Source organism: Saonia flava, from assembly GCF_011927795.1.
Classification (GTDB): Bacteria; Bacteroidota; Bacteroidia; order Flavobacteriales; family Flavobacteriaceae; genus Saonia; species Saonia flava.
The window spans coordinates 619,748-641,724 of sequence record NZ_JAATJJ010000002.1 but is presented as its reverse complement, the minus strand read 5'-3'; the positions used below and the strand labels follow the sequence as shown (position 1 = coordinate 641,724).

Genomic DNA, 21,977 nt, shown 5'->3' with positions numbered 1-21,977 from the left:
GTATATTTAGGCTTCGTAAAAATAGGGGATTCAGTTGAGATATTTTGTTGCCTTTTCATACTTTGGGAAGTTTTATCATGGATGGCAGAACCAACCCAATGCCATAACTGTACAGCAGGTAATGGAAGAGGTTTTTTCTAAGTTGTTGAGAAAGCCCGTTAATTTGGTAGGTGCTGGCAGAACGGATGCAGGTGTGCATGCCAAACAAATGGTGGCTCATTTTGATATTGAAAAGATTAGTGATACGGATGATTTGATATATAGATTGAATGCTTTTTTGCCAGATGATATTGCTATTCAAAACATATATCAGGTTTCCAGTGATGCCCATGCAAGGTTTGATGCTGATGAACGTACTTATGAATACTGGGTTGTGCAGGATAAAAATCCCTTTGCCATGGAGAGTACCCATTATGTGAAGCACTCTTTGGATCTTGATGCAATGAACAAAGCTGCATCAATTTTGTTGGAATATGCAGATTTTGAATGTTTTTCAAAGTCAAATACAGATGTGAAGACCTATTTGTGCAAAATAAAAAAGGCTGAATGGAAGGTGGTAGATGATAAGTTGATTTTTACAATTTCTGCTGACCGTTTTTTAAGAAATATGGTGCGTGCAGTAGTGGGAACATTATTGGATGTTGGTTTGGGGAAATCATCAATAGAAACAATTAGAGAAATAATAAAAAGTAAGGATAGGGGCAAAGCTGGGGTTTCTGTTCCTGCAAAAGGTCTATATCTAACCCAAGTTAAGTACCCTAAACACGTTATAGAAAATAATGGATAAAGAAACAGGAAAAGCTTTTGATTTTGGATTGTTCAAAAGGCTTTTGGAACATGCAAATCCCTACAGATTTACTTTTTACGGTGTAGCACTTGCCGCTATCTTAATATCTGCTTTTGCAGTGCTGACCCCAATTTTGGTGGGTGATATTGTGGATGTGGCCATCAAAGCCAAGGATGCTGATAAGTTGTTGTTCTACACTATGGCTATGTTGGGCGTATTATTGGGAGAAGTAATTAGTCAGCTTGCCTTTAACTATTATGCCAACTGGTTGGGAGAATCTGTAATAAAGGATATACGTATTGCCCTTTTCCAGAAAATGATTGGGTTTAAAATGAAGTATTTTGATAATTCTTCCATTGGTGTTTTGGTGACCAGAGCCGTGGCCGATATGCAAAGAATAGGGGAAATATTTAGTCAGGGTTTCTTTGTGATAGTTTCGGATTTGTTAAAAATGTTGGTGGTTGCCATAGTTATGTTGGTCATGAGTTGGAAATTGGCTCTTTTGGTTTTTTCATTGTTGCCAATCATATTATATGCCACAAGAGTGTTTCAAAAAGCAATGAAAATTGCTTTTATAGAAGTAAGGGCCCAAGTTTCCAGCCTAAATTCTTTTGTGCAGGAAAGATTGACAGGAATGAAAATTGTACAGCTTTTTAATAGGGAAGCAATTGAAAAGGAAAAATTTAGAGAAATAAATGAAAAGCATCAGAATGCATGGCTTAAAACGGTTTGGTACAACTCAATTTTCTTTCCCATTGCGGAAATTGTTTCTGCCATTACCATTGGCCTTATTGTTTGGTATGGAGGGTTGCAGAATGTAGCTAATATAAGTAGCGATGAGTATGGAACTGTGTTTTCTTTCATTATGCTTTCAGGAATGTTGTTTAGACCTTTGAGACAAATAGCGGACAAGTTTAATACCTTACAAATGGGAATGGTTGCTGCCAATAGGGTTTTTAAGATTTTGGATACGGATAGTCATATTTCCAATGAGGGTACTTTTGAAAAAGAAGATGTAAAGGGTGATATCAAATTTTCTGACGTGCATTTTGGTTATGTGGAAAATGAAGAAGTATTACATGGTATTTCGTTTGATGTAAAAGCAGGGGAAACTATGGCAATAGTGGGTGCTACGGGAGCAGGAAAATCGACCATTATTAATCTTTTGAACCGTTTTTATGAAATAAATTCGGGAACTATTTTGGTGGATGGTGTTGATATCAAGGATTATAAATTATCATCTTTACGCTCCAAAATAGCAGTGGTGTTACAAGATGTTTTCCTGTTTGCCGATACCATAGCCAATAATATTTCATTAAAGGACGAGTCCATAACTTTGGAGGATATTGAAAATGCAGCCAAGCAAATTGGGGTACATGAGTTTATAGCTAGTCTTCCCGGGGGTTATGGGTATAATGTAAAAGAGCGGGGAACTATGTTGTCCAGTGGACAACGTCAATTAATTTCCTTTTTAAGGGCCTATGTAAGCAATCCAAGTGTATTAATTTTGGATGAGGCTACTTCCTCCATAGACACTTATTCCGAGCAGTTGATACAAAAGGCAACGGATAAGATTACCGAGGGTAGAACCTCCATAATTATAGCACACCGCTTGGCAACCATTAAAAAAGCGGATAAGATTTTAGTGATGGATTCTGGAAATATTGTAGAAATGGGCACACACAAAGAATTGCTCAAGAAAGGAGGGTATTATTGGAATTTGTATGAAGCCCAGTTTTTGACAGAGGAGGTTGCTTAATTATTTCACAGGAGCAAAATCTTTTAGAGAAATACTTCCTGTAAGAATTAAAATTATCGGAATTAGAAAAATTAAAGCAAAGTATTGAACAGTGAATAGAATAAAAAATAAGATGACCCTAGCTATATAATCCAACCCTTTAAGTTTGGTTATTCTCTTTATAACATAAGCACAATAGAGGTACATTGCTGCAAGAACTATTAAAGATGCAGACATATATTCTCCAGGTATGATTGAAATAAGAATAACAGAAGGTAAAAAAGTAAATATGCTATAATGAGCCAGTGTATACATAAAGACAACAGAGCGTTCAGCAAAATTGTATTTTTTATTTTCAAAAACCAGCCAGCCCGCAATTGCCATCATAGGAATATATAATATGAACAATAGTGCTTGGTAGTCCATAGTAAAATCCATAATTTTTTTACTTCCTTGAGTAGCGTTTACTCCATTATTGAAAACATCCATATCAATCTGATCTATGTTTTTTGTCAATAAAAAAACAAGAAAACCAGACAAAGTAATCGCAATTGCTAAATAACTAGTAGGATTTAAATACTTTCTTCTAATTCCAGATATGTATCCATCAATAACAACTTCTGGTTTAGTAAAAAGATGCAAAAAGGTGTTTATAAAAGTGTTGTCAAGATTAAAGTACCTTTCAAAAATATCGTGCCATAAATTTCTAACGGTAAGTCTATTGCGGATTACTTTGGCTCCACAAGAGGGGCAAAAACTATAATCTGTTCTTAAGTTGTCATTACAATTTTTACATTCCATCTTAAACTAAATCTTCTTTAACCATTGTTGCCAGTTCCTCTATGCCTTTGAACAGTACAAATTCTCCGTTTTTAATATAGGATATCAGTCCCGTTTCTTCGCTAACCACTAGAGCCAATGCATCTGTTTTCTCCGTTATGCCAACAGCTGCCCTATGACGAAGGCCAAAACGTAGCGGAATCTTTCGCTCGTTGGTGACGGGTAAAATAACCCTGGTAGCTACAATATAATTATCCTTTATAATGGCTGCACCATCATGCAGAGGGCTGTTTTTGTAAAAAATACTTTCTATAATGGGCTGGGTGATTTCAATCTTCATTTTATCACCAGTTGACTTTACAAAATCAAGGGAATTATTTTTTTCAATAACAAGAATGGCCCCCGTTTTAGAAGCCGACATTTTTTCGCAAGCGGCAAGAATCGCATCTACATCAGTGGAGGTAAGCCTAACTTCTTGTTTTAGAAATTTAAAATGGCGCACAAAATTGCGTTTGGAGGCAAAATTGGTGGAGCCTATCATCAATAAAAATTTTCTTATCTCTTGTTGAAATACAATGAAGAGAGCAATTAGGCCAATATTCATAAACCCACCCACCATACTACTGATCATTTTCATGTCCAACAATTCCGTAAGCTTCCATAAAGCCCAAACAATTACAATTCCTATAAAAATATTGATGGCAACGGTGCCTCGGACCAATTTATAGATGTAATACAGAAGTGCTGCAACCAAGATGATATCTATGATATCTGTTATCTTGAAATCCAAAAAATTAAAAAAATCCAATAGGTATCGCTTTTTGTAAAATTATAAAAAATAGATGAACAAAATCCAATCATTCATTTGGGTACAACTCATTAAATAATGCAACACACTCCTTGGCTTCCTTAACATCATGTACCCTTAGGATATTTGCTCCCTTGTTTAAAGAAAACATGTTTAATGCTGTAGTGCCGTTTAGCGCTTCTTTTCCCGTTCCACCCAGGACCTTGTATATCATAGATTTTCTGCTGAGTCCCACCAAAACAGGTAACTCAAGTATTTGGAATAAATCCAGTTTTTGGAGTAGCTCATAATTCTGTTCAGTTGTTTTTGCAAACCCAAATCCCGGATCTACTATAATATCATTAATGCCCAAAGATCGTGCAATAGCAATTTTTTGTGAGAAATAAAACAAAATATCTTCCAATAAATTCTCATAAACGGCTTGCTGTTGCATGGTCTGCGGAGTACCTCTCATATGCATCATAATGTAAGGCACCTGGTGTTTTGCAATTATTTGTAACATTTTATCATCTAAATTCCCTGCAGAAATATCATTTATAATTGCCGCACCCTTTTCTAGACAGGCATCTGCAATAGTGCTTCTAAATGTATCAATGGATAAAAGTATATCTGGAAATTGTTTTAGGAGCAAATCAATAATGGGTACAATGCGGTTTAATTCTTCTTCCTCAGAAACGTAAATGGCCCCTGGCCTGGAACTATACGCTCCCACATCAACAAAAGTAGCACCTTCCTGGAGCATTTTTTCTACTCTATTTAGAATAATATTCTTCTCCCTATATTTGCCACCATCGAAAAACGAATCTGGAGTAAGGTTTAAAATTCCCATTATTTTAGGGCTTTTTAAATCGATAAGTTTTCCTTTACAATTGACGGTCATTGGAGAAATTAGGCTATTGATGCTATTTTAAACTACTAACCTTGATGGTTAGAAAATTTTAAGCGAAATTTACGCAAATTACAAAGAATACATGCAGCAAACCTCTGAACAATACGATGCGGTCATAAAAACTTGCAGGGATTTATTTATAAAAAAAATGAAGGATTATGGTACTGCATGGCGTATTCTTAGACTTCCTTCTTTAACGGATCAAATTTTTATAAAAGCCCAACGTATACGTTTCTTGCAGGAAAATAAAATAAGAAAGGTAGAAGAGGATGAGAAGTCCGAATTTATTGGAATTATTAATTATTCTATTATGGCTTTGGTGCAAATAGAGATGGGAATTGTAGATCAGCCAGATATAAAGGCAGATAAGGCCATAGAATTGTACGATAAACATATAGCACTTACCAAAAAATTAATGGAGGATAAAAACCATGACTATGGCGAGGCATGGCGGGAGATGCGGGTGAGTTCTTTAACTGATCTTATTTTGCAAAAATTGCTAAGAGTAAAGAGTATTGAAGATAATATGGGAAAAACTTTGGTGAGTGAAGGAATTGATGCCAATTATCAAGATATGATAAATTACTCGGTTTTTGCCATGATTCATTTAAATGAAAGTTCCAAATAAGAAATTCCGGATAAAATGAAATATTTAGTAGGCTTGTCAAGAATATTTGTAGGTATATTGTTCATCATCAGTGGACTAATAAAACTAAATGACCCTGTTGGTTTTTCATTCAAATTAGAGGAATATTTCAGTTCAGGTGTACTGGACTTGCCATTTTTAATGCCTTATGCATTGGCTATCTCCATTTTTGTAGTCATTGTTGAGGTGTTGTTGGGGGCAATGCTTCTTCTTGGGTTTAAGCCAAAGCTTACCGTTTGGAGCTTATTGGCAATGATTGTCTTTTTTACCTTTCTCACTTTTTATTCTGCCTATTTTAATAAGGTAACGGATTGTGGTTGTTTTGGCGATGCGGTAAAATTAACACCATGGGAGTCTTTTACAAAGGATATTATTTTACTGGTATTTATTTTAATTCTGCTTTTAGGGCTTAAATATGTAAAACCACTTTTTAGTAAAGCTATTAACTGGATATTGGTTTTATTATCCCTGTTAGCATGTATTCTTTTTGCAAACCATGTACTAAAGCATTTGCCATCCAAAGATTTTAGACCCTACAAAATTGGTGCAAATATTATAGAGGGAATGACGGTTCCCGATGATGCGCCAAAAGCAATTTTTGAGTATTCATGGAAGTTTAATGTGGACGGAGAAGAAAAGGTGTTTGTAACCAATGGTGAATACCCAACTGTTGATGGAGAATTTATTGATGTAGAAACCAAGGAAATACAGAAGGGGTATGAGCCCCCTGTACATGATTTTACCATAGAAAAGGATGGGGAAGATTTTACGGCTTCTTTATTGGAAGAAGACAATTTGGTAATGGTCATAGCATATGATTTGGCAAAAACCAATTATGACGCTTTTGAAAAGATTAAAGAGGTAACAGATAACGCATTAAAAGATGGATATAGGGTAATTGGAATGTCTGCATCAAATGAACAACTCACAGACCCTCTTAAAGAAAAGTATGAATTAGGTTTTCCTTTTTATTTTACTGATGAGACTACCTTAAAAACCATAGTCCGATCTAATCCAGGTGTTTTGGTTTTGGAAAAAGGCACCATTAAACAAAAAGTACATTATAATGATTTGGAAGATTTAAAATTTAATCTTTTGCCATCTGATAAGAAAATAGATATAGTGCTTAAGAAAAGTTTGGATAGTATTATGGTGCTAGATCAAAAGTATAGAGCCGATTTTTCTATTGAAACATGGAAGCTGCAAGAGGCAATAGATAGCTCTAATATCAATTTCATAGAAAAGGTAATATTGGAAAAAGGCTATCCCGGTTCTAGTTTAGTTGGAGCAAAAGCAGGAGAAACGGCTTGGTATATAATTCAGCATTCCAATAAAATCTCAAAATATATAGATATTATAGAAGCAGCAGCTGAGGAAAAGGAGTTGCCTTACAAATTGTACGCAATAATGTTGGATCGCCATCTTATGGGAATGAACAAGCCTCAAATTTACGGTACGCAAGGAAGTTCTTATTATATGAACACTCCGGATGAAATCAGTTTCATTTGGCCTATTAAGAATATAGATTCTGTAAATCAAAGAAGAAAAGAAGCTGGTTTTTCAGATTCTATAGAGGAATCTGCTAAAAGGTTATTTGGAAAAGACTTTGAGTTTAAGAGTTTAACAATTGAGGAAGCAAATCAAATAGTAAATAAAATTAATCAATAAAAAATGAGAAGTAAGATAGTTGCAGGAAACTGGAAAATGAATAAAAATTTGGCAGAAACAGAAGCTTTGTTGAGTGAATTGTCTGCTAAATTACCCAATACTGAAGCCGAGGTGATGGTAGCCCCCACTTTTGTTAATTTAACCGGGGCTATTTCCAATTTAGAGGGTTCTACCATAGAAGTAATAGCCCAAAACATGCACTTTGCAAAAAGTGGAGCATATACGGGTGAAATATCGGCCGGTATGCTGGTAAATATTGGAATAGATACTGTAATCATAGGCCACTCGGAAAGAAGGGCATACTTTGGGGAAACAGATGAAATCTTGGAGAAAAAAGTTACAGCGGCCTTGGAAAATAATCTAAAGGTAATGTTTTGCTTTGGTGAGGAATTGGAAGACCGTAAATCTGGCAACCATTTTAATGTGGTTAAGAGCCAGTTGAAGAACGCTCTTTTTAGTTTGAACAAGAGTGCGTGGGGGAATATAATTTTGGCATATGAGCCTGTATGGGCCATTGGAACAGGAGAAACGGCTTCTCCAGAGCAAGCGCAAGAAATGCATGCTTTTATTCGTAAGACCATTACAGAAGCTTATGATGCTACCGTTGCTGAAAATGTGTCTATTTTATACGGAGGGAGTGTAAAGCCGGGCAATGCAGTGGAAATTTTTTCCAAACCCGATGTTGATGGTGGTTTAATAGGTGGTGCCTCTTTGGTTGCAGATGATTTTGTGGCTATCATTAAGGCCATTTAAACCTTCTTATGCAAAATGTTTATTTGGAATACAACTTTAGGGTAGAGCCTCTTCAACCTGCGTCTGATATATTGATGGCTGAACTGGGCGAGGTTGGCTTTGACAGTTTTGTAGAGACAGAATCTGGTGTTTTGGCCTATGTCAAAAAAGAAGACTGGTTGGAGAATATCTTGGAGTCTGTTCAAATTTTATCTCAACCTAACTTTAAAATTTCATTTGATTTTATTGAGATTGAACAAGAAAACTGGAATGCCGTTTGGGAAAGTAACTTTGAGTCCATACAAGTGGGAAGCCAATGTGTGGTGAGGGCACCTTTCCATGAAAAACCCAATGTGGAGTTTGATATTGTCATTGAACCAAAGATGAGTTTTGGTACGGGTCACCATGAAACCACTTATATGATGATGAAGCATATTTTAGAAACCGATTTTAAAGGAAAATCGGTTTTGGATATGGGATGTGGTACAGGTGTTTTGGCCATTTTGACCGGAATGAAGGGAGCAACACCAATTGATGCTATTGATATTGATAATTGGTGCTATTTAAATTCCTTGGAGAATGTACAAAGAAACAACCAAGGGCATATTAATGTTAATGAGGGAGATGTTAGCTTGCTGACCTCTCAAAAATATGATGTTATTTTGGCGAACATCAATAAGAATATACTACTTTCAGATATTCCACATTATACAAAATGTTTAAAACCCAATGGAACTTTGTTTTTGAGTGGGTTCTATAAAGAGGATATTATTGACATTTCTGCAAAATGTGGACAATTAAGTTTAAATTTTTGTAAAAATTTCGAAAAAAACAATTGGGTAGCGGTAAAATATGTATTTTAGAGAATATAAAATACTAATTCTATGAGTACTAAGGAGAAAATATCCGAGGAATTACTTTTGGAAGAAGAAGCATTGGAGGTCAATGAAATTGTACTTTTTAATGATGATGTAAATACCTTTGACCATGTAATCGAGACCTTAATGAGTGTTTGCGATCATACTCCCGAGCAGGCGGAACAATGTTCTTTAATTGTACATCATAACGGGAAATGTACTGTTAAAACGGGCATTTATAAGGAATTGGAGCCTCGTTGTAGCAAACTTCTAGAAGCAGGATTAAGTGCCGAGATTGTATAAGTTGTTGTTTTAGTCTAGGACCCTTCTTAATGGGGTAACTTGTCTTTTAAAACACCATATACAAAAGTGCCCAAAATAGCTGCGGCTATTACAATAACCATACTAAAAACACCTGTTCCCAATAAAATATACATGGGGCCAGGGCAAGCACCGGCCAATGCCCATCCCAAACCAAAAATAGTACCTCCCAAAATGTAACGAGTATAACCTTTATCCTTTGGGACAAGTTGTATTGTATTACCTTCAATATTTTTGACGTTGTTTTTTTTGGATACCCATAAAAAAAGTGCCCCAAGTCCTACTGCGGTACCAATAATACCATACATATGAAAGGACTGGAATTTAAACATTTCAAAAATACGGTACCAAGAAACAGCCTCGGATTTTACCAATACAATTCCAAAGAAAATACCAACCAATAAAAACTTTAAATATTTCATGCTCCAAAAATTAAGGGTAATAAAAAGTGGGTCATTAATAGACCACCTATAAAAAAGCCGATAACAGCAATTAATGAGGGTAACTGTAAATTACTTAATCCTGTAATTGCGTGCCCAGATGTGCAACCACCGGCATACCTTGTTCCAAAACCTACCAAAAACCCTCCAATAACAAGTATTGCCAATCCTTTAAGGCTCAATACATTTTTCCATTCATAAATTTCTGGTGGCAGTAGGCTTTCTCCAGCATTGGAGAACCCTATTTCTTTTAAATCATTTACTGTTTGAGGACTTAAATCCATTACTGAGTTATCAGACAAAAAAGTTACAGCGATGAATCCTCCAATCATGGCACCAAGAACTACGGTTAGATTCCATTTTTGCGATTTCCAATCAAACTTGAAAAAATCAGCATATTTACCAGCTCCACCAATACTGCATAAAGTTCTTAGGTTAGAGGACATGCCAAATGTCTTTCCAAAAAAGACAAGTAAAAACATTACCAGGGCTATAAGTGGGCCAGAAACATACCATGGCCATGGCTGTAAAATAAAATCCATTTTTGTTATTTTTTTGGCAAATATAGAAAAGTAAAAATGGTATATGAAATGTTGATAATTTAAGGGCTTGAGGTACGCTTAAAAATCCTCATGCTTGTACTCCAGTATATGTATGACAACTATGTTTTTACCAACATTCTCTAAATCACTTACATGGTGTTTGTTCTTAAACTGGAAAAAAGTAGTTTCTCCTTTCTCTATTTTGTACATCCTTATGGTGCCATCTGTATAATGGGAAATAGTTTGACCACCTGAAAGGCAGGTCCAACTATAATTGGTATTCTTTTTAGAAAATGGTAAACGCTCACCCGGGGCTAGTGTAATGTCCCATAATTTCACATATTCATTCTCAAATAAAAGGTTGGCACCCGCAAATGAATCAGCAATAGAATTGTTTTTCAACTCCTCTAGTGTACTTGGTTTCCAATTGCAAAAACTGCCTGGGGGGTTTAATTCTACAGCTTTCAATATTTATGGTTTGGTCTACTAAAATTAACAAAATATGCTTTACCCAATCAACTAATATTTAGCTTTTTCAGCTTTTTTTTTGTTTGTAAATTTTAAGACAATGAATTATAATAAAATTGACTAGCTGTTGTAGGTATTTACTTGTATTCCTCTTTACTTTATAGTTTTACATAGACCACACTTTGTACATCGGGTAAGTCCAAATTTTGCAAATTCGTTAAGGTGTTTCCATTACTTAGTTGAAGGGTTATATCTATATTTCCAGTTAAAATCACTGTGTTATTGGAGAAACCCCAAGTACCCACAAGACTACTGGTAGGTTTGCAGGTTAGATTGTATAGGTTGCCAGTAATGAACTGAACATTCAAATCGGTTCCACTAAGGCTCCAAGTGAAATCATTATTTAATAAAAGAGTGGAATTTAAGCAACTTAATTCATTCAGAACATTGGTAGATGCCGTTCCATCTTCATTTACATCTTGTGGAGGGTTTATATTTATTTCCGCCAAAGCCCAGGATCCCATAACTTCTGCGGAAGGACTTACGTTGTTGGAATCTTCAGAGGAATCCGATGAGCAAGAAATAAAAAGAAGGTTGACGAATATGAATACGATGGGCAATATTAATTTCTTCATAAGTTTTTTTGTAAAAATAAAGATTTTGAAGCAACTAATTAAGGAGTTGAACTTTCTGTAACCAATGTTACTGCCCAAGTATATATTACCTACTAATTTTGCAACTAATAGAAAATATAAAATTTTTAAATTATGTCTTTTTTAAAAACATTTTTTGGTTCAACTTCACGCTCTTCAGAATTTATAGAGGTAATAAGCCCAGAAGATTTTGGTAAGGCGATTAAGAATCCACACGTTCAACTTGTAGATGTACGTACTGCCAGAGAATACAATAATGGGCATATTGCGCATGCGGTTAACATTGATTTTTTTGATGCCACTACTTTTAATGAAACCTTTAAGAGGTTTGATAAGGAAAAGCCCGTTTATATCTATTGCAGGTCAGGTAGCCGAAGTCAAAAGGCAGCTGCAAGACTAGTGGGAATGGGTTTTGAAAAAATTGTGGATTTAAGTGGTGGTTATATGGCCTGGGATAATACTAACACTTTCTTGTGATGAATAAATAAGTTTATTTCAATGATATTTACAATAGAAAAGGGAAACATAAGTACGTTTCCCTTTTTTTTGTTTACTAAAGTTTTTTTGATTTTGAACAGTGTCATTTTATGTAACAATTGTCACATAAAAAATTCGATTAACCCCTTAAAAAATAAGGGTTTACTGACCTATATCATTTTGCAATTTATTATTGCATTCTAAATTTGACATAGTATTAATGTAAAACTATAAAAATGAAAAGGGTATTTTTTTTAATGATGCTATCAGTTATTGGAACTGTTGCAATCAAAGCACAAGATAAAGTTCAAGACCGTGACCAAGACCGTTTGATGATGGTAGATGGTGATGTACTTCAAATAAGGGATAGAGATCAAGTAAGGTTACAAGATCCCATTGTTTTAAATGATGGTACTACTGTAAATCCAGATGGGAGTTACCAAACAAGAGACCGTGACCGTTTGCGTTTGAAAGATGGAGAGTGTTTGGACAATGACGGTATTAAATACCGAAATGAATATCAATATAGGTATAAGGTGAAACAGGAAGGCAAAGGTCTAAGTATGGCCCAGATTCAGGAACGAAACCAAAATAGGTACCAAGTAATGCTTATCGATGGTGAGGTCTTTAAAATAAGAAATAGGGAACAAAATAGAATTCAAGAACAGGTAAACTTGGGTGATGGCATTATAATTAATCCTGATGGTAGTTATCAAAACCATGAACGGAAACAACTGCAACTACAAGACGGTGAGTGTATCAATATGGATGGTGCTATGTATAAAAATATGTACCAACATAGAAAAATGTTGCTTCAGAAAAATATGAAAGCCAATAAGAATATGTTGAAAAAAAAGCCGCAGACAAAACCTGGTGTCCAAAAAAAGAAAAAAAGTACCAAATAAATTCAGTTCTAAAAAAGCCTTGCTTCAATAAGAAAGCAAGGCTTTTTTCAATTCTATTTATAATATCAACTTAAATTTTGGTCATGAAAACAAGACTTATAGTTTCCTTTATAATATTGGTTTTTATCAAGATTAATCTAGTGGCCCAAAACAATAAAAAGTCTGTTAAGCAAAAATCAAGTGAAAACCAATCGTACCTTTTGTCAGATGTTAGTTATATCAATGATGCAGTATTTATGGGCAGAAGGGATTCCATTGCGGCACCCTATATTTTCCCTTCAATCGGATATTATGATAAATCAGGTTTTTTTGTGGATGGATCAGCATCTTATCTTGTTGGCTCCGAAGAGAACAGGGTAGATCTCTTTCTAATAAGTGCGGGTTACATTTTTACTTCAAATGAATTTAGCGGAGGCATTTCTGGAACAAAGTATTTCTTTAATGATGATAGTTATAATGTTAGGTCTGAGATTGTGGGAGATATAACCGGTATGGTCAGTTATGATTTTCAGGTCGCAGAGGTAACCCTAATGGCCAGTACTTATCTAAACAACGGTGACTCTGCAGATATTTTTGCAGGATTTATTTTAGATCATACCTTTAACTCTAGTGACAATAGTTTTTTATTGAGCCCTACCGTATCCTTGTATGCCGGATCACAATATTTTTACCAAGAATATTATAGTACAAGTCGTCTGGGAAATAGAAAGGGCCAAGGTAAAGGCTCTGGAAGTTCAAGCTTATCTGCTCCAGTAATGGTAGAAATAGAAGAAGTTTCCAAATTCAATATTCTAAATGTAGAGCTTAGCCTTCCCCTGCAATACTATCACGACCAATTTATTTTCTCATTTAATCCAATATTGGCCCTACCACAAACTAGTTCTACTATTATTACTGAAGAAACAACAATCACGGAAGATTTGGAAAGTGTATTTTATTTCTCTATTGGTATAAGTTACTGGTTCAATACTAAAAAGGTTAACTAGAAAACCCCATTAGAAAAGGATTATTGTTCCCAAGTTGTTTGCTTCCAGATAAAATGGTCTAACCGAAAGGGCTATTTATATGCTTGGTAACATATGTTACTGCACAAACCTTTTTACCAAACTAATTTTGCATTAAATAAATTAAATATGAAACAATTATTACTACTAATAGGATTTCTGTCATCTACTTTTTTTGTTAGAGCGCAAGAAGTTTTGCACATAACAAAAGAAGAAGTTGTAACCAGGGTAAAGGAAAATAATAGGGCCCTTAAAATATCCGAGCAAGATGTATTGGCTGCAAAGGGAGATTTAAATCAAACCAACTCCGTTTTCTTACCAAATATAACGGCTTCCCATACTGGGATTGCAACAACAAACCCATTAATGGCTTTTGGTTCTAAACTGAACCAACAAATCCTGACACAGGCAGATTTTAACCCAACACTGTTAAATGATCCTTCCCAAATTGAAAATTTTGCCACCAAGTTCGAAATACAACAACCGTTGATCAATGTTGATGGTTTTTATCAAAGAAAGGCCGCTAAAGCCAAGTTTAACGCTACTTCATTACAATCAGAAAGAACTCAGGACTATATAGCTTTAGAGGTTGAAAAAGGGTATATGCAGTTGCAATTGGCATACAAAGCGGTGGAGGTATTAAATAAAGCGTTGGAAGCAGCAATTGCCAACAAAACAATCGCAGGGAACAGCTTTAAAGAAGGTTATATACAAAGGGCAGATGTGCTGGCTGTGGAGGTACATGTTACCGAAGTTCAAAATCATTTGCAAACAGCTGAAAGTAATGTAAGGAATGCATCAAACTACCTGTCTTTTTTGATGAATGAAGAGAGCGATGTCATTATACAGCCATTGGACAGTTTAGCGGCGATTTCTTATCGTTTAAATAACAGTACTATTTCTGAAGAGCGCTCTGATATCAAAGCAATGGAATATGGTACACAAGCCTATGAAAAAATGTACAAAGCAGATAGAATGACCTTCTTACCTCGTTTAAATGCCTTTGGAAGCTATGAGTTGTATGACGATGAGATTTTTCAGGCAGATGCAAATGGGTATTTATTTGGAGCGCAATTGAGCTGGGATTTATTTCAAGGTTCCAAACGTTTTGGGAAAGCTCAAAAAAGTAAAGCCGAATTTGAAAAATCCAAGCTACAATACGAACAGTACGTATCTCAAAGTCAGCTAGAATTCAATAAAGCAAAACGTATGCTATTAGATGCTGAAAACAAACTAAAATTAACAGAATTAGCATTGGAACAATCCAAAGAATCTTTAAGAATTAGAACGAATAGATTCGGAGAAGGATTGGAAAAAACATCAGACCTTTTAATGGCAGAAACACAATACGCACAAAAGCAATTAGAATATTATCAAACAGTATTCGAGTACAATTACGCACAAGCTTATTTACAATTTTTAACTAAAGAATAATTATTAAGATGAAAAAATATACATACATGATCGCTGTAATCGCATTATCAATTTTTGTAATGAGTTGCGGTAGTGATAATAAAAAAGCAGTTGCTGATAATACGTCACCAATTGCTGTAAAGGTTAATGCCGTACAAGCTGATGGAAACAACCCGTTTGTGACTGCCAGTGGAAAAGTTCAAGCAGAAAATAGTGCAGATTTAAGCACTCGTATGATGGGTTTTGTAAACAAAGTTCATGTAAATGTTGGTGATGAAGTTAGAAAAGGACAGTTATTGGTTTCTATTAATAATGCAGATTTACAGGCAAAACGAGCGCAAGTAAACGCAGGTATTACTGAAGCAACTGCAGCTTTCAACAATGCGCAAAAAGATTACAATCGTTTTAAAAATCTATTTGCGGATAACAGTGCGTCTCAAAAGGAAATGGATGATATGACAGCGCATTTTGAAATGGCTAAAGCGCGTTTGGAAGCTGCAAACCAAATGAAGAATGAAGTTAATTCTCAATTTGCCTATTCAAATATTACCGCACCTTTTAGTGGTGTGGTTACTAGCAAAAATATCGAAGCGGGGGATATGGCAAATCCTGGAATGCCCTTGATTTCTGTGGAAGTCCCAGGGAAATTTGAAGTGATTGCAATGGTTCCAGAAAGTGAGATTTCACAAATTAAAAAAGGAATTGAAGTTGATGTGGTTGTAAAATCTATCAATAAAGCGATAAAAGGAAAAGTGGCGGAAGTAAGTACATCGGCAAAAAATACTGGCGGACAATTCTTGGTAAAAGTACTTTTAGATGAAACGGGTGCTACTATTTTATCTGGAATGTTTACCACAGTGCAATTTCCTGTAGCTAAAAAAGCAACAGCATCAACAATGGTGTTAATCCCAACAGAAGCCATCGTTACCCGTGGTCAATTAACAGGGGTTTACACCACAAGCCAAAGTAATACAGCTGTATTGCGTTGGTTGCGCTTGGGAAGAACTTATGGGGACAATGTAGAAGTTTTATCGGGTTTATCAGCCAATGAATCTTATATCGTTTCTGCCGAAGGAAAACTATTCAACGGAGCAAAAATTTCAATTCAATAATCATAAAAACTTAAAAAAATGAAAGAAGGTTTAGCAGGAAAAATTGCCAAAGTCTTTATAGGCTCTAAGCTTACTGTGCTTCTAATGATCGTGTTTATGGTTATTGGAGTGTATAGTTCGTTTTTGATTCCGCGTGAGGAAGAACCACAAATTGATGTGCCAATGGCAGACATTTTTGTTGGTTATCCTGGAGCAAGTCCAACCGAAGTGGAATCACGAGTTATAAAACCATTAGAGAAATTAATTTCCAATATAAAAGGTGTTGAGTACGTGTATTCAACATCGATGCAAGAACAAGGAATGGTCATTGTTCAATTTTATGTTGGTGAAGATATTGAGCGTTCGTTTGTGAAAATGTACAACGAAATCAATAAGCATATGGACCAAATGCCACAAGGTGTTACATTTCCGTTAGTGAAAACACGTGCAATTGATGATGTGCCAATGTTGGGTTTAACATTGTGGAGTGAAAATTATGATGATTATCAAATAAAGCAAATTGCCCAAGAATTAACAGATGAAATTGAAAAGGTAAATGATGTTGCCGTAACACATAAAATTGGTGGTAGAGATCGTCAGTTAAGAGTGGTTTTAGATAAAGACAAACTCTCTGCAAGCGGTTTGGATTTCTTGGCTGTCTCTGAAATGATCAAAGCCAACAACAAACAATTAAGTGCTGGAAGTTTTGATAAAGGCGATACGGAATTTCTTGTTAACACAGGAAAATTCTTGGAAACGGTTGAAGATGTCGAGAATTTAGTAGTTGGTGTTCAACAAAATCAGCCTATTTATTTAAAACAAGTTGCAAAAATTGTTGATGGTCCAGAAGTACCTATTAATTATGTAAGCCTAGGTTTTGGTCAAGCTAGTGAAAAGGGAACAACGTATAAATCGGAATATCCAGCTGTAACTATTTCCATTGCAAAGCGAAAAGGTGCGGATGCAATGAAAATAGCGGATGTTATTCTTGAAAAAGTAGAGCATTTGCGTACGGATTTAATTCCAGACGATGTTCATGTGGAAATTACTAGAAATTATGGAGAAACAGCTTCTAAAAAAGTATCAGAATTATTATTGCACCTTATAGGTTCTATCATAGCGGTAACATTTGTGGTAATGCTGGCAATGGGTTGGCGTGGAGGATTGGTAGTGTTTTTATCAGTACCAATTACTTTTGCTTTAACATTGTTGAGCTACTACATGCTGGATTATACACTAAACCGAATTACTTTGTTTGCTTTAGTATTCGTAACAGGGATTGTAGTAGATGATTCCATTATTATAGCCGAAAATATGCATAGGCATTTCAAGATGAAACGCCTACCATTTAAGCAAGCGGCTTTATATGCCATCAATGAAGTTGGTAACCCAACCATTTTAGCAACCTTTACGGTAATTGCTTCGGTATTGCCAATGGCTTTCGTATCCGGTTTAATGGGACCATATATGTCACCGATGCCAATTGGAGCTTCTATTGCGATGATATTGTCACTTTTTGTAGCGCTAACAATCACCCCATATTTAGGGTATATTTTCCTCCGTGAAAAAGATAAAAAGGGAGAAGAAGAAAAGGTTGAAAAACCAATGGAAGAAACGTTTATCTACAAAATGTATGATAAGTTTGAGCGCCCTTTACTTGAAAATAAAGGTAAGCGCTGGTTGTTTCTTGGATTGACATTTGCGTTATTAATGGGTTCAATGGTATTGTTTTTTACCAAATCGGTTGCTGTAAAAATGTTGCCTTTTGATAACAAGAACGAATTCCAAGTGGTTATAGATATGCCAGAAGGGACCACTTTAGAGCGTACAGCAGTGGTTTCGCAAGAAATCGCACAATATTTATCTACAAGACCCGAAGTGGTAAACTATCAAAGTTATGTTGGTACTTCTGCACCAATAACCTTTAACGGATTGGTACGCCACTACGATTTACGTGGAGGTAGTAATATGGCAGATATTCAAGTGAATTTGGTTGACAAAGAAGAACGTAGTGATCAAAGTCACGATATCGCACGATTGTTGCGTCCAGAAATTCAAAAGATTGCTAAGCAATACAACGCCAATGTTAAAATAGTTGAAGTTCCACCGGGACCTCCAGTATTGTCAACAATTGTCGCTGAGGTATACGGACCGGATTATGACGAGCAAATTGATGTAGCCAATCAAGTACAGAATATCCTAAAAAACACAGATGATGTTGTGGATATCGATTGGATGGTTGAAGCAGATCAGGTAGAATACGAATTCAACATTGACAAGGAAAAAGCAATGTTATATGGTGTTGCCCCTCAGCAAATTGCTTACACCATGAATATGGCATTATCCAATGGGGCGATTACCACGCTGTATGATGAAAATGCTTCTAACCAAGTTGGTTTAATTCTAGCGTTGGATGAAAAAGAAAAATCTACCATAAGTGATATTTCGCAACTAAAAGTGAAATCACAACAGGGCACTATGATTACTATTGGTGATTTGGTAGATATTCAACCAACAACTAAAGCAAAAAGTATCTACAGAAAAAACCAAAAGCGAGTGGTTTATGTAATGGCAGATATGGCTGGAAAGCTGGAGAGCCCTGTATATGCTATTTTAGGAATGGAAGATAAATTGAAGGAAGTAAAACTTCCAGAAGGTTATAAACTGGATGAAATGTATTTGGGGCAACCAGAATTTGAAGATAATTATACAGTAAAATGGGACGGAGAATGGCAAATTACTCTGGAAGTATTTAGAGATTTGGGTATCGCCTTTATGGGAGCCATAATTATTATATATCTACTGATTGTGGGTTGGTTCCAAAACTTTAAAGCGCCAGTGGTCATGATGGTTGCTATTCCGTTATCATTGATTGGGATTGTACTGGGACATTGGATTATGGGAGCATTTTTTACTGCAACATCATTTATTGGAATGATTGCTTTAGCGGGAATAATGGTAAGGAACTCGGTATTGTTAATTGACTTTATAAATCTCCGTTTGGATGAAGGTGTGCCTTTAAAACAGGCTGCTATTGAAGCAGGAGCCGTAAGAACTACACCAATTTTGTTAACTGCAGGGACGGTGGTGATCGGTGCCTTTGTAATTCTTTTTGATCCTATTTTTCAAGGGTTGGCAATCTCACTTATGGGAGGAACCATTGTTTCCACTGTATTAACCCTATTGGTTGTGCCATTGGTGTATTATATGATTGAACGTAAAAACCATAAATAAAATGAAATTATTGATCGTGACAGTTGTAGAACAATTTCATAAAGAAATTTTACAACTATTTAAAAAGGCAGGAATTGAAAATTTTAGCGGTTCGGATATAGACGGCTACAAAAATGCTCCTTCTTTATTAAGGACATCCAGTTGGTTTCCAAGTGAGAAAAGTGGTGCGGAATCTAGTATGTTTTTCTCATTTACCACCGAAGATAAAGTAGATGTTCTATTTAAGTTGATTGAAGATTTTAATGAAAATATGGAGACCAACAATCCAATAAAAGCGGTAGTGGTCCCAATAGAAAAATATATTTAACCTTAAAAAAATAAATGTAATGCTAAATACATATTTTAGAGTAATTGTTGGCACTTTGGTTTTGTTAAGTGTTGTGTTAAGTGCCTATGTAAATCTGAACTGGTTATGGTTTACGGTTTTTATTGGTGTTAATTTAATCCAATCCGCCTTTACAAAATGGTGTCTTTTAGAAGTTATTCTTAAGAAGTTCGGTCTTAAGGATTAAATTTCACCTTCAAATTTTTTGATATGAAACGTATAACTACTAAAATTTAATTTTTAACATAGCCGTTATTTTTTAGACTTAAACTCTCTATTAAGTCCATTTGGGTGCAATTATTGGTTTCATTTAGTTTTATAGCAATGATTTGGGGAAAGATTTGAGTTGTGTTGTCATAAATTTTTGATTTAATGGTGGCCATGGCTTGCATGGCATGTTGAATTGTTGTTGGATTTATCTCACTGGGAAACGGTATAATATTGGTAACGTCTTTAGATTTTATACCAATTACCTCTATAGCTAAGGTTCCTTTTACATGGTTGGACTCTGCTGCAATTCCCAGTGCAAACAAATCTCCAAAGCCAACATTACTTTTGTTGGACTTTACTTTTGCTATCAAACGTAGTCCCACTCCAATTCTAGCTGACCCCAAAGAGCTGTTATTTAATGTTTTATGCTTGGAATAATCCATGACAATTCTGTATTGCTTGTTTTTTGAAGAAGTGGCAGAGGGCCCCAGATTAATTTCACCATCTTTTGTTAGTTCCAAAATGGTGACAAGCACATTTTCATTAACCAGGTAATTAAGTTTCTCTTCTTTGGTAGCTAAAAACATGTCCTTGTATTTTTTGACATTGTTTTCCAAAACGGGAATAGGATACCCATACTCCAATGGGTCTATTGGTAAATATTCAATATTCTTATAAGTTGTATAATAATAGGTTTCAGAAGAGGACTTACAAGAAGTATATGCAATCAATACCATTAAAAGAATTGTTTTTTTCATACTAGTGTCCTAGGTAGTCTTTTTTAAGCTACATATTAAATATGGGAGCTACTATGTAAAATAAGTTTATGAATACCTTGGGTGAGGGAAACTACCTTTTGGGCAAGGCAAAATAAAAAAGCAAGCTTTATGATTTAGCTTGCTTTTTATATATCAGTGACCTCGACAGGATTCAAACCTGTAACCTTCTGAGCCGTAATCAGATGCGCTATTCAGTTGCGCCACGAGGCCTTTATATCCCTTTAATAGGGCTGCAAATATATTTCTTTTTAAATTTACTGCAAAACCCTTATGCCTAAAAGAAATGGATTTTAAGAAGTACATACGCGATGTAGAAGATTTTCCAAAGAAAGGAATCGTCTTTAAGGACATTACTCCATTGTTGCAAAATAATCTAGCCATAAAAGCTGTGTCTCAAGAATTATTGGAATCCATTGGGGATCAAGAAGTAAATAAGGTTGTAGGTATGGAAAGTCGTGGCTTTTTCTTTGCACCATGGCTGGCCACTCGTTTAAATGCTGGATTTGTTCCCGTTCGTAAAGCTGGTAAGTTGCCCTTCAATAAAATATCTGAAAGCTATGCTTTGGAATATGGGGAAGATACTTTAGAAATGCATGCAGATGGTATTTTAAAAGGAGAAAAAGTAGTCATTCATGACGATGTTCTGGCCACTGGAGGTACAGCATCGGCAGTGTGTAGGTTGGTGGAAAAGCTTGGAGGGGAAATTGTACAGTGCAATTTTTTGATTGAACTGGATTTTCTTAAAGGAAGAGAGCAGTTAGAAGAATACAATGTTCGCTCTTTGCTGCATTATTAACCCAGTGCATTGGTGGTTACATAATAGCGCCATCCTATAATGGCCATTTCCATTTTTGAGGCCTTGGACAGGTCCAATTGTTTTTTAGAGAAGCTTGGGAGGAGCATTTTGTTTACTCTGGCCAGAAATTTAAAAATTACTTTTTTCAAGGGGTTGGGTTTGATACAAATATAAGAACTTAAGAAGAAGAAGGTATGTCATGAACTACCTTCTTAATTTAATGTACAACTAAAACCATTTCAAGTTAAATAATTATCGTTATCAATGATAACATTAGGAACAGCAAAAATTTGACAAGTGTAAACATAATTGATTGGTTTTTGGGTTAATAAATATGTGATTCTTACTACTAATTTGAAATTTGAAATCTGAAGATATATATTTTGCAACCACACTGACAAATAGTTATGAAGG

General features: G+C 35.3%; 25 protein-coding genes and 1 tRNA gene. 16 read left to right on the top strand and 10 right to left on the bottom strand.

Features of this window, described 5'->3' with window-relative positions; genetic code table 11:
* The first annotated feature begins 34 nt into the window (after positions 1-34).
* Complete coding sequence (truA, locus tag GGR42_RS15015) at positions 35-787, top strand: tRNA pseudouridine(38-40) synthase TruA (protein WP_167965706.1); 753 nt, start codon at positions 35-37, stop codon at positions 785-787.
* Positions 780-2,546 carry an ABC transporter ATP-binding protein gene (locus GGR42_RS15010; RefSeq protein ID WP_167965704.1) on the top strand — a complete coding sequence of 589 codons (1,767 nt, stop codon included), beginning with the start codon at positions 780-782 and terminating at the stop codon, positions 2,544-2,546. Before truA ends, GGR42_RS15010 begins: the two co-directional genes overlap by 8 nt.
* Here GGR42_RS15010 and GGR42_RS15005 read toward each other — a convergent pair whose 3' ends face one another.
* From GGR42_RS15005 to folP, 3 genes are read right to left on the bottom strand one after another with little or no spacing between them, the layout of a single operon-like run.
* On the bottom strand, positions 2,547-3,326 hold the full coding sequence (locus GGR42_RS15005; RefSeq protein WP_167965702.1) for a DUF3667 domain-containing protein: 780 nt from the start codon (positions 3,324-3,326) through the stop codon (positions 2,547-2,549). It abuts the gene before it with no gap.
* Between the two features lies 1 nt (position 3,327).
* Positions 3,328-4,113, bottom strand: a complete 786-nt coding sequence (gene cdaA / locus GGR42_RS15000) for a diadenylate cyclase CdaA (RefSeq protein WP_167965700.1) — start codon at positions 4,111-4,113, stop codon at positions 3,328-3,330.
* Positions 4,114-4,162: 49 nt separating this feature from the next.
* Positions 4,163-4,993 (bottom strand): dihydropteroate synthase, encoded by an 831-nt coding sequence (folP, locus tag GGR42_RS14995; protein ID WP_167965698.1) that lies wholly within the window; start codon positions 4,991-4,993, stop codon positions 4,163-4,165.
* Between the two features lie 91 nt (positions 4,994-5,084).
* Here folP and GGR42_RS14990 point away from each other — a divergent pair, with 91 nt between their 5' ends.
* From GGR42_RS14990 to GGR42_RS14970, 5 genes are read left to right on the top strand one after another with little or no spacing between them, the layout of a single operon-like run.
* On the top strand, positions 5,085-5,630 hold the full coding sequence (locus tag GGR42_RS14990) for a DUF1599 domain-containing protein (RefSeq protein WP_167965696.1): 546 nt from the start codon (positions 5,085-5,087) through the stop codon (positions 5,628-5,630).
* A gap of 15 nt (positions 5,631-5,645) precedes the next feature.
* Complete coding sequence (locus GGR42_RS14985) at positions 5,646-7,316, top strand: BT_3928 family protein (protein WP_167965694.1); 1,671 nt, start codon at positions 5,646-5,648, stop codon at positions 7,314-7,316.
* Between the two features lie 3 nt (positions 7,317-7,319).
* On the top strand, positions 7,320-8,069 hold the full coding sequence (tpiA, locus tag GGR42_RS14980; protein WP_167965692.1) for a triose-phosphate isomerase: 750 nt from the start codon (positions 7,320-7,322) through the stop codon (positions 8,067-8,069).
* 8 nt (positions 8,070-8,077) lie between these two features.
* Complete coding sequence (prmA, locus tag GGR42_RS14975; protein WP_167965690.1) at positions 8,078-8,911, top strand: 50S ribosomal protein L11 methyltransferase; 834 nt, start codon at positions 8,078-8,080, stop codon at positions 8,909-8,911.
* Positions 8,912-8,932: 21 nt separating this feature from the next.
* Positions 8,933-9,208, top strand: coding sequence for an ATP-dependent Clp protease adaptor ClpS (locus GGR42_RS14970; protein ID WP_167965688.1), 276 nt, complete (start codon positions 8,933-8,935; stop codon positions 9,206-9,208).
* A 26-nt stretch (positions 9,209-9,234) separates the two neighbouring features.
* On the opposite strand, the gene GGR42_RS14965 is transcribed toward GGR42_RS14970, so the two are convergent.
* From GGR42_RS14965 to GGR42_RS14950, 4 genes are all read right to left on the bottom strand, one after another.
* Positions 9,235-9,648 (bottom strand): DUF6691 family protein, encoded by a 414-nt coding sequence (locus GGR42_RS14965; protein WP_167965686.1) that lies wholly within the window; start codon positions 9,646-9,648, stop codon positions 9,235-9,237.
* Positions 9,645-10,208, bottom strand: coding sequence for a YeeE/YedE family protein (locus GGR42_RS14960; RefSeq protein ID WP_167965684.1), 564 nt, complete (start codon positions 10,206-10,208; stop codon positions 9,645-9,647). The genes GGR42_RS14965 and GGR42_RS14960 overlap by 4 nt, the downstream gene beginning before the upstream one ends.
* Positions 10,209-10,286: 78 nt before the next feature.
* Complete coding sequence (locus tag GGR42_RS14955; RefSeq protein ID WP_167965682.1) at positions 10,287-10,676, bottom strand: hypothetical protein; 390 nt, start codon at positions 10,674-10,676, stop codon at positions 10,287-10,289.
* A 158-nt stretch (positions 10,677-10,834) separates the two neighbouring features.
* Positions 10,835-11,311: a hypothetical protein gene (locus GGR42_RS14950; protein WP_167965680.1), complete on the bottom strand. Its 477-nt coding sequence runs from the start codon at positions 11,309-11,311 to the stop codon at positions 10,835-10,837.
* 132 nt (positions 11,312-11,443) lie between these two features.
* Here GGR42_RS14950 and GGR42_RS14945 point away from each other — a divergent pair, with 132 nt between their 5' ends.
* From GGR42_RS14945 to GGR42_RS14910, 8 genes are all read left to right on the top strand, one after another.
* Positions 11,444-11,806 carry a rhodanese-like domain-containing protein gene (locus tag GGR42_RS14945; protein WP_167965678.1) on the top strand — a complete coding sequence of 121 codons (363 nt, stop codon included), beginning with the start codon at positions 11,444-11,446 and terminating at the stop codon, positions 11,804-11,806.
* 236 nt (positions 11,807-12,042) lie between these two features.
* The gene (locus GGR42_RS14940) at positions 12,043-12,711 is read left to right on the top strand and encodes a DUF6799 domain-containing protein (protein WP_167965676.1); all 669 of its coding nucleotides are present in this window, start codon (positions 12,043-12,045) and stop codon (positions 12,709-12,711) included.
* Between the two features lie 83 nt (positions 12,712-12,794).
* Positions 12,795-13,697, top strand: coding sequence for a hypothetical protein (locus tag GGR42_RS14935; protein WP_167965674.1), 903 nt, complete (start codon positions 12,795-12,797; stop codon positions 13,695-13,697).
* Positions 13,698-13,844: 147 nt separating this feature from the next.
* On the top strand, positions 13,845-15,149 hold the full coding sequence (locus GGR42_RS14930; RefSeq protein ID WP_167965672.1) for a TolC family protein: 1,305 nt from the start codon (positions 13,845-13,847) through the stop codon (positions 15,147-15,149).
* An 8-nt stretch (positions 15,150-15,157) separates the two neighbouring features.
* On the top strand, positions 15,158-16,240 hold the full coding sequence (locus GGR42_RS14925) for an efflux RND transporter periplasmic adaptor subunit (protein WP_167965670.1): 1,083 nt from the start codon (positions 15,158-15,160) through the stop codon (positions 16,238-16,240).
* A gap of 18 nt (positions 16,241-16,258) precedes the next feature.
* Positions 16,259-19,453, top strand: coding sequence for an efflux RND transporter permease subunit (locus tag GGR42_RS14920; RefSeq protein ID WP_167965668.1), 3,195 nt, complete (start codon positions 16,259-16,261; stop codon positions 19,451-19,453).
* A gap of 1 nt (position 19,454) precedes the next feature.
* Complete coding sequence (locus GGR42_RS14915; RefSeq protein ID WP_167965666.1) at positions 19,455-19,760, top strand: hypothetical protein; 306 nt, start codon at positions 19,455-19,457, stop codon at positions 19,758-19,760.
* Positions 19,761-19,779: 19 nt separating this feature from the next.
* Positions 19,780-19,965, top strand: coding sequence for a YgaP family membrane protein (locus tag GGR42_RS14910; RefSeq protein WP_167965664.1), 186 nt, complete (start codon positions 19,780-19,782; stop codon positions 19,963-19,965).
* A gap of 46 nt (positions 19,966-20,011) precedes the next feature.
* On the opposite strand, the gene GGR42_RS14905 is transcribed toward GGR42_RS14910, so the two are convergent.
* On the bottom strand, positions 20,012-20,746 hold the full coding sequence (locus tag GGR42_RS14905) for a hypothetical protein (RefSeq protein WP_167965662.1): 735 nt from the start codon (positions 20,744-20,746) through the stop codon (positions 20,012-20,014).
* Positions 20,747-20,903: 157 nt separating this feature from the next.
* Positions 20,904-20,977: transfer RNA gene (locus GGR42_RS14900), tRNA-Arg, on the bottom strand.
* 73 nt (positions 20,978-21,050) lie between these two features.
* Between GGR42_RS14900 and GGR42_RS14895 the strand changes: the two genes are divergently transcribed.
* Positions 21,051-21,563 (top strand): adenine phosphoribosyltransferase, encoded by a 513-nt coding sequence (locus tag GGR42_RS14895; RefSeq protein WP_167965660.1) that lies wholly within the window; start codon positions 21,051-21,053, stop codon positions 21,561-21,563.
* Here the strand turns inward: GGR42_RS14895 and GGR42_RS14890 are convergent.
* The gene (locus GGR42_RS14890; protein ID WP_167965658.1) at positions 21,560-21,712 is read right to left on the bottom strand and encodes an SsrA-binding protein; all 153 of its coding nucleotides are present in this window, start codon (positions 21,710-21,712) and stop codon (positions 21,560-21,562) included. The genes GGR42_RS14895 and GGR42_RS14890 overlap by 4 nt on opposite strands.
* Positions 21,713-21,977: the final 265 nt, after the last annotated feature.

What these genes read in the sequence shown, in the direction of transcription:
- GGR42_RS15010 (WP_167965704.1), top strand. Translation starts at nt 780, where the DNA reads ATGGATAAAGAAACAGGAAAAGCTTTTGATTTTGGATTGTTCAAAAGG.
- GGR42_RS15005 (WP_167965702.1), bottom strand. Translation starts at nt 3,326, where the DNA reads ATGGAATGTAAAAATTGTAATGACAACTTAAGAACAGATTATAGTTTT.
- folP (WP_167965698.1), bottom strand. Translation starts at nt 4,993, where the DNA reads ATGACCGTCAATTGTAAAGGAAAACTTATCGATTTAAAAAGCCCTAAA.
- GGR42_RS14990 (WP_167965696.1), top strand. Translation starts at nt 5,085, where the DNA reads ATGCAGCAAACCTCTGAACAATACGATGCGGTCATAAAAACTTGCAGG.
- GGR42_RS14985 (WP_167965694.1), top strand. Translation starts at nt 5,646, where the DNA reads ATGAAATATTTAGTAGGCTTGTCAAGAATATTTGTAGGTATATTGTTC.
- tpiA (WP_167965692.1), top strand. Translation starts at nt 7,320, where the DNA reads ATGAGAAGTAAGATAGTTGCAGGAAACTGGAAAATGAATAAAAATTTG.
- prmA (WP_167965690.1), top strand. Translation starts at nt 8,078, where the DNA reads ATGCAAAATGTTTATTTGGAATACAACTTTAGGGTAGAGCCTCTTCAA.
- GGR42_RS14970 (WP_167965688.1), top strand. Translation starts at nt 8,933, where the DNA reads ATGAGTACTAAGGAGAAAATATCCGAGGAATTACTTTTGGAAGAAGAA.
- GGR42_RS14965 (WP_167965686.1), bottom strand. Translation starts at nt 9,648, where the DNA reads ATGAAATATTTAAAGTTTTTATTGGTTGGTATTTTCTTTGGAATTGTA.
- GGR42_RS14960 (WP_167965684.1), bottom strand. Translation starts at nt 10,208, where the DNA reads ATGGATTTTATTTTACAGCCATGGCCATGGTATGTTTCTGGCCCACTT.
- GGR42_RS14950 (WP_167965680.1), bottom strand. Translation starts at nt 11,311, where the DNA reads ATGAAGAAATTAATATTGCCCATCGTATTCATATTCGTCAACCTTCTT.
- GGR42_RS14945 (WP_167965678.1), top strand. Translation starts at nt 11,444, where the DNA reads ATGTCTTTTTTAAAAACATTTTTTGGTTCAACTTCACGCTCTTCAGAA.
- GGR42_RS14940 (WP_167965676.1), top strand. Translation starts at nt 12,043, where the DNA reads ATGAAAAGGGTATTTTTTTTAATGATGCTATCAGTTATTGGAACTGTT.
- GGR42_RS14935 (WP_167965674.1), top strand. Translation starts at nt 12,795, where the DNA reads ATGAAAACAAGACTTATAGTTTCCTTTATAATATTGGTTTTTATCAAG.
- GGR42_RS14930 (WP_167965672.1), top strand. Translation starts at nt 13,845, where the DNA reads ATGAAACAATTATTACTACTAATAGGATTTCTGTCATCTACTTTTTTT.
- GGR42_RS14925 (WP_167965670.1), top strand. Translation starts at nt 15,158, where the DNA reads ATGAAAAAATATACATACATGATCGCTGTAATCGCATTATCAATTTTT.
- GGR42_RS14920 (WP_167965668.1), top strand. Translation starts at nt 16,259, where the DNA reads ATGAAAGAAGGTTTAGCAGGAAAAATTGCCAAAGTCTTTATAGGCTCT.
- GGR42_RS14915 (WP_167965666.1), top strand. Translation starts at nt 19,455, where the DNA reads ATGAAATTATTGATCGTGACAGTTGTAGAACAATTTCATAAAGAAATT.
- GGR42_RS14910 (WP_167965664.1), top strand. Translation starts at nt 19,780, where the DNA reads ATGCTAAATACATATTTTAGAGTAATTGTTGGCACTTTGGTTTTGTTA.
- GGR42_RS14905 (WP_167965662.1), bottom strand. Translation starts at nt 20,746, where the DNA reads ATGAAAAAAACAATTCTTTTAATGGTATTGATTGCATATACTTCTTGT.
- GGR42_RS14895 (WP_167965660.1), top strand. Translation starts at nt 21,051, where the DNA reads ATGGATTTTAAGAAGTACATACGCGATGTAGAAGATTTTCCAAAGAAA.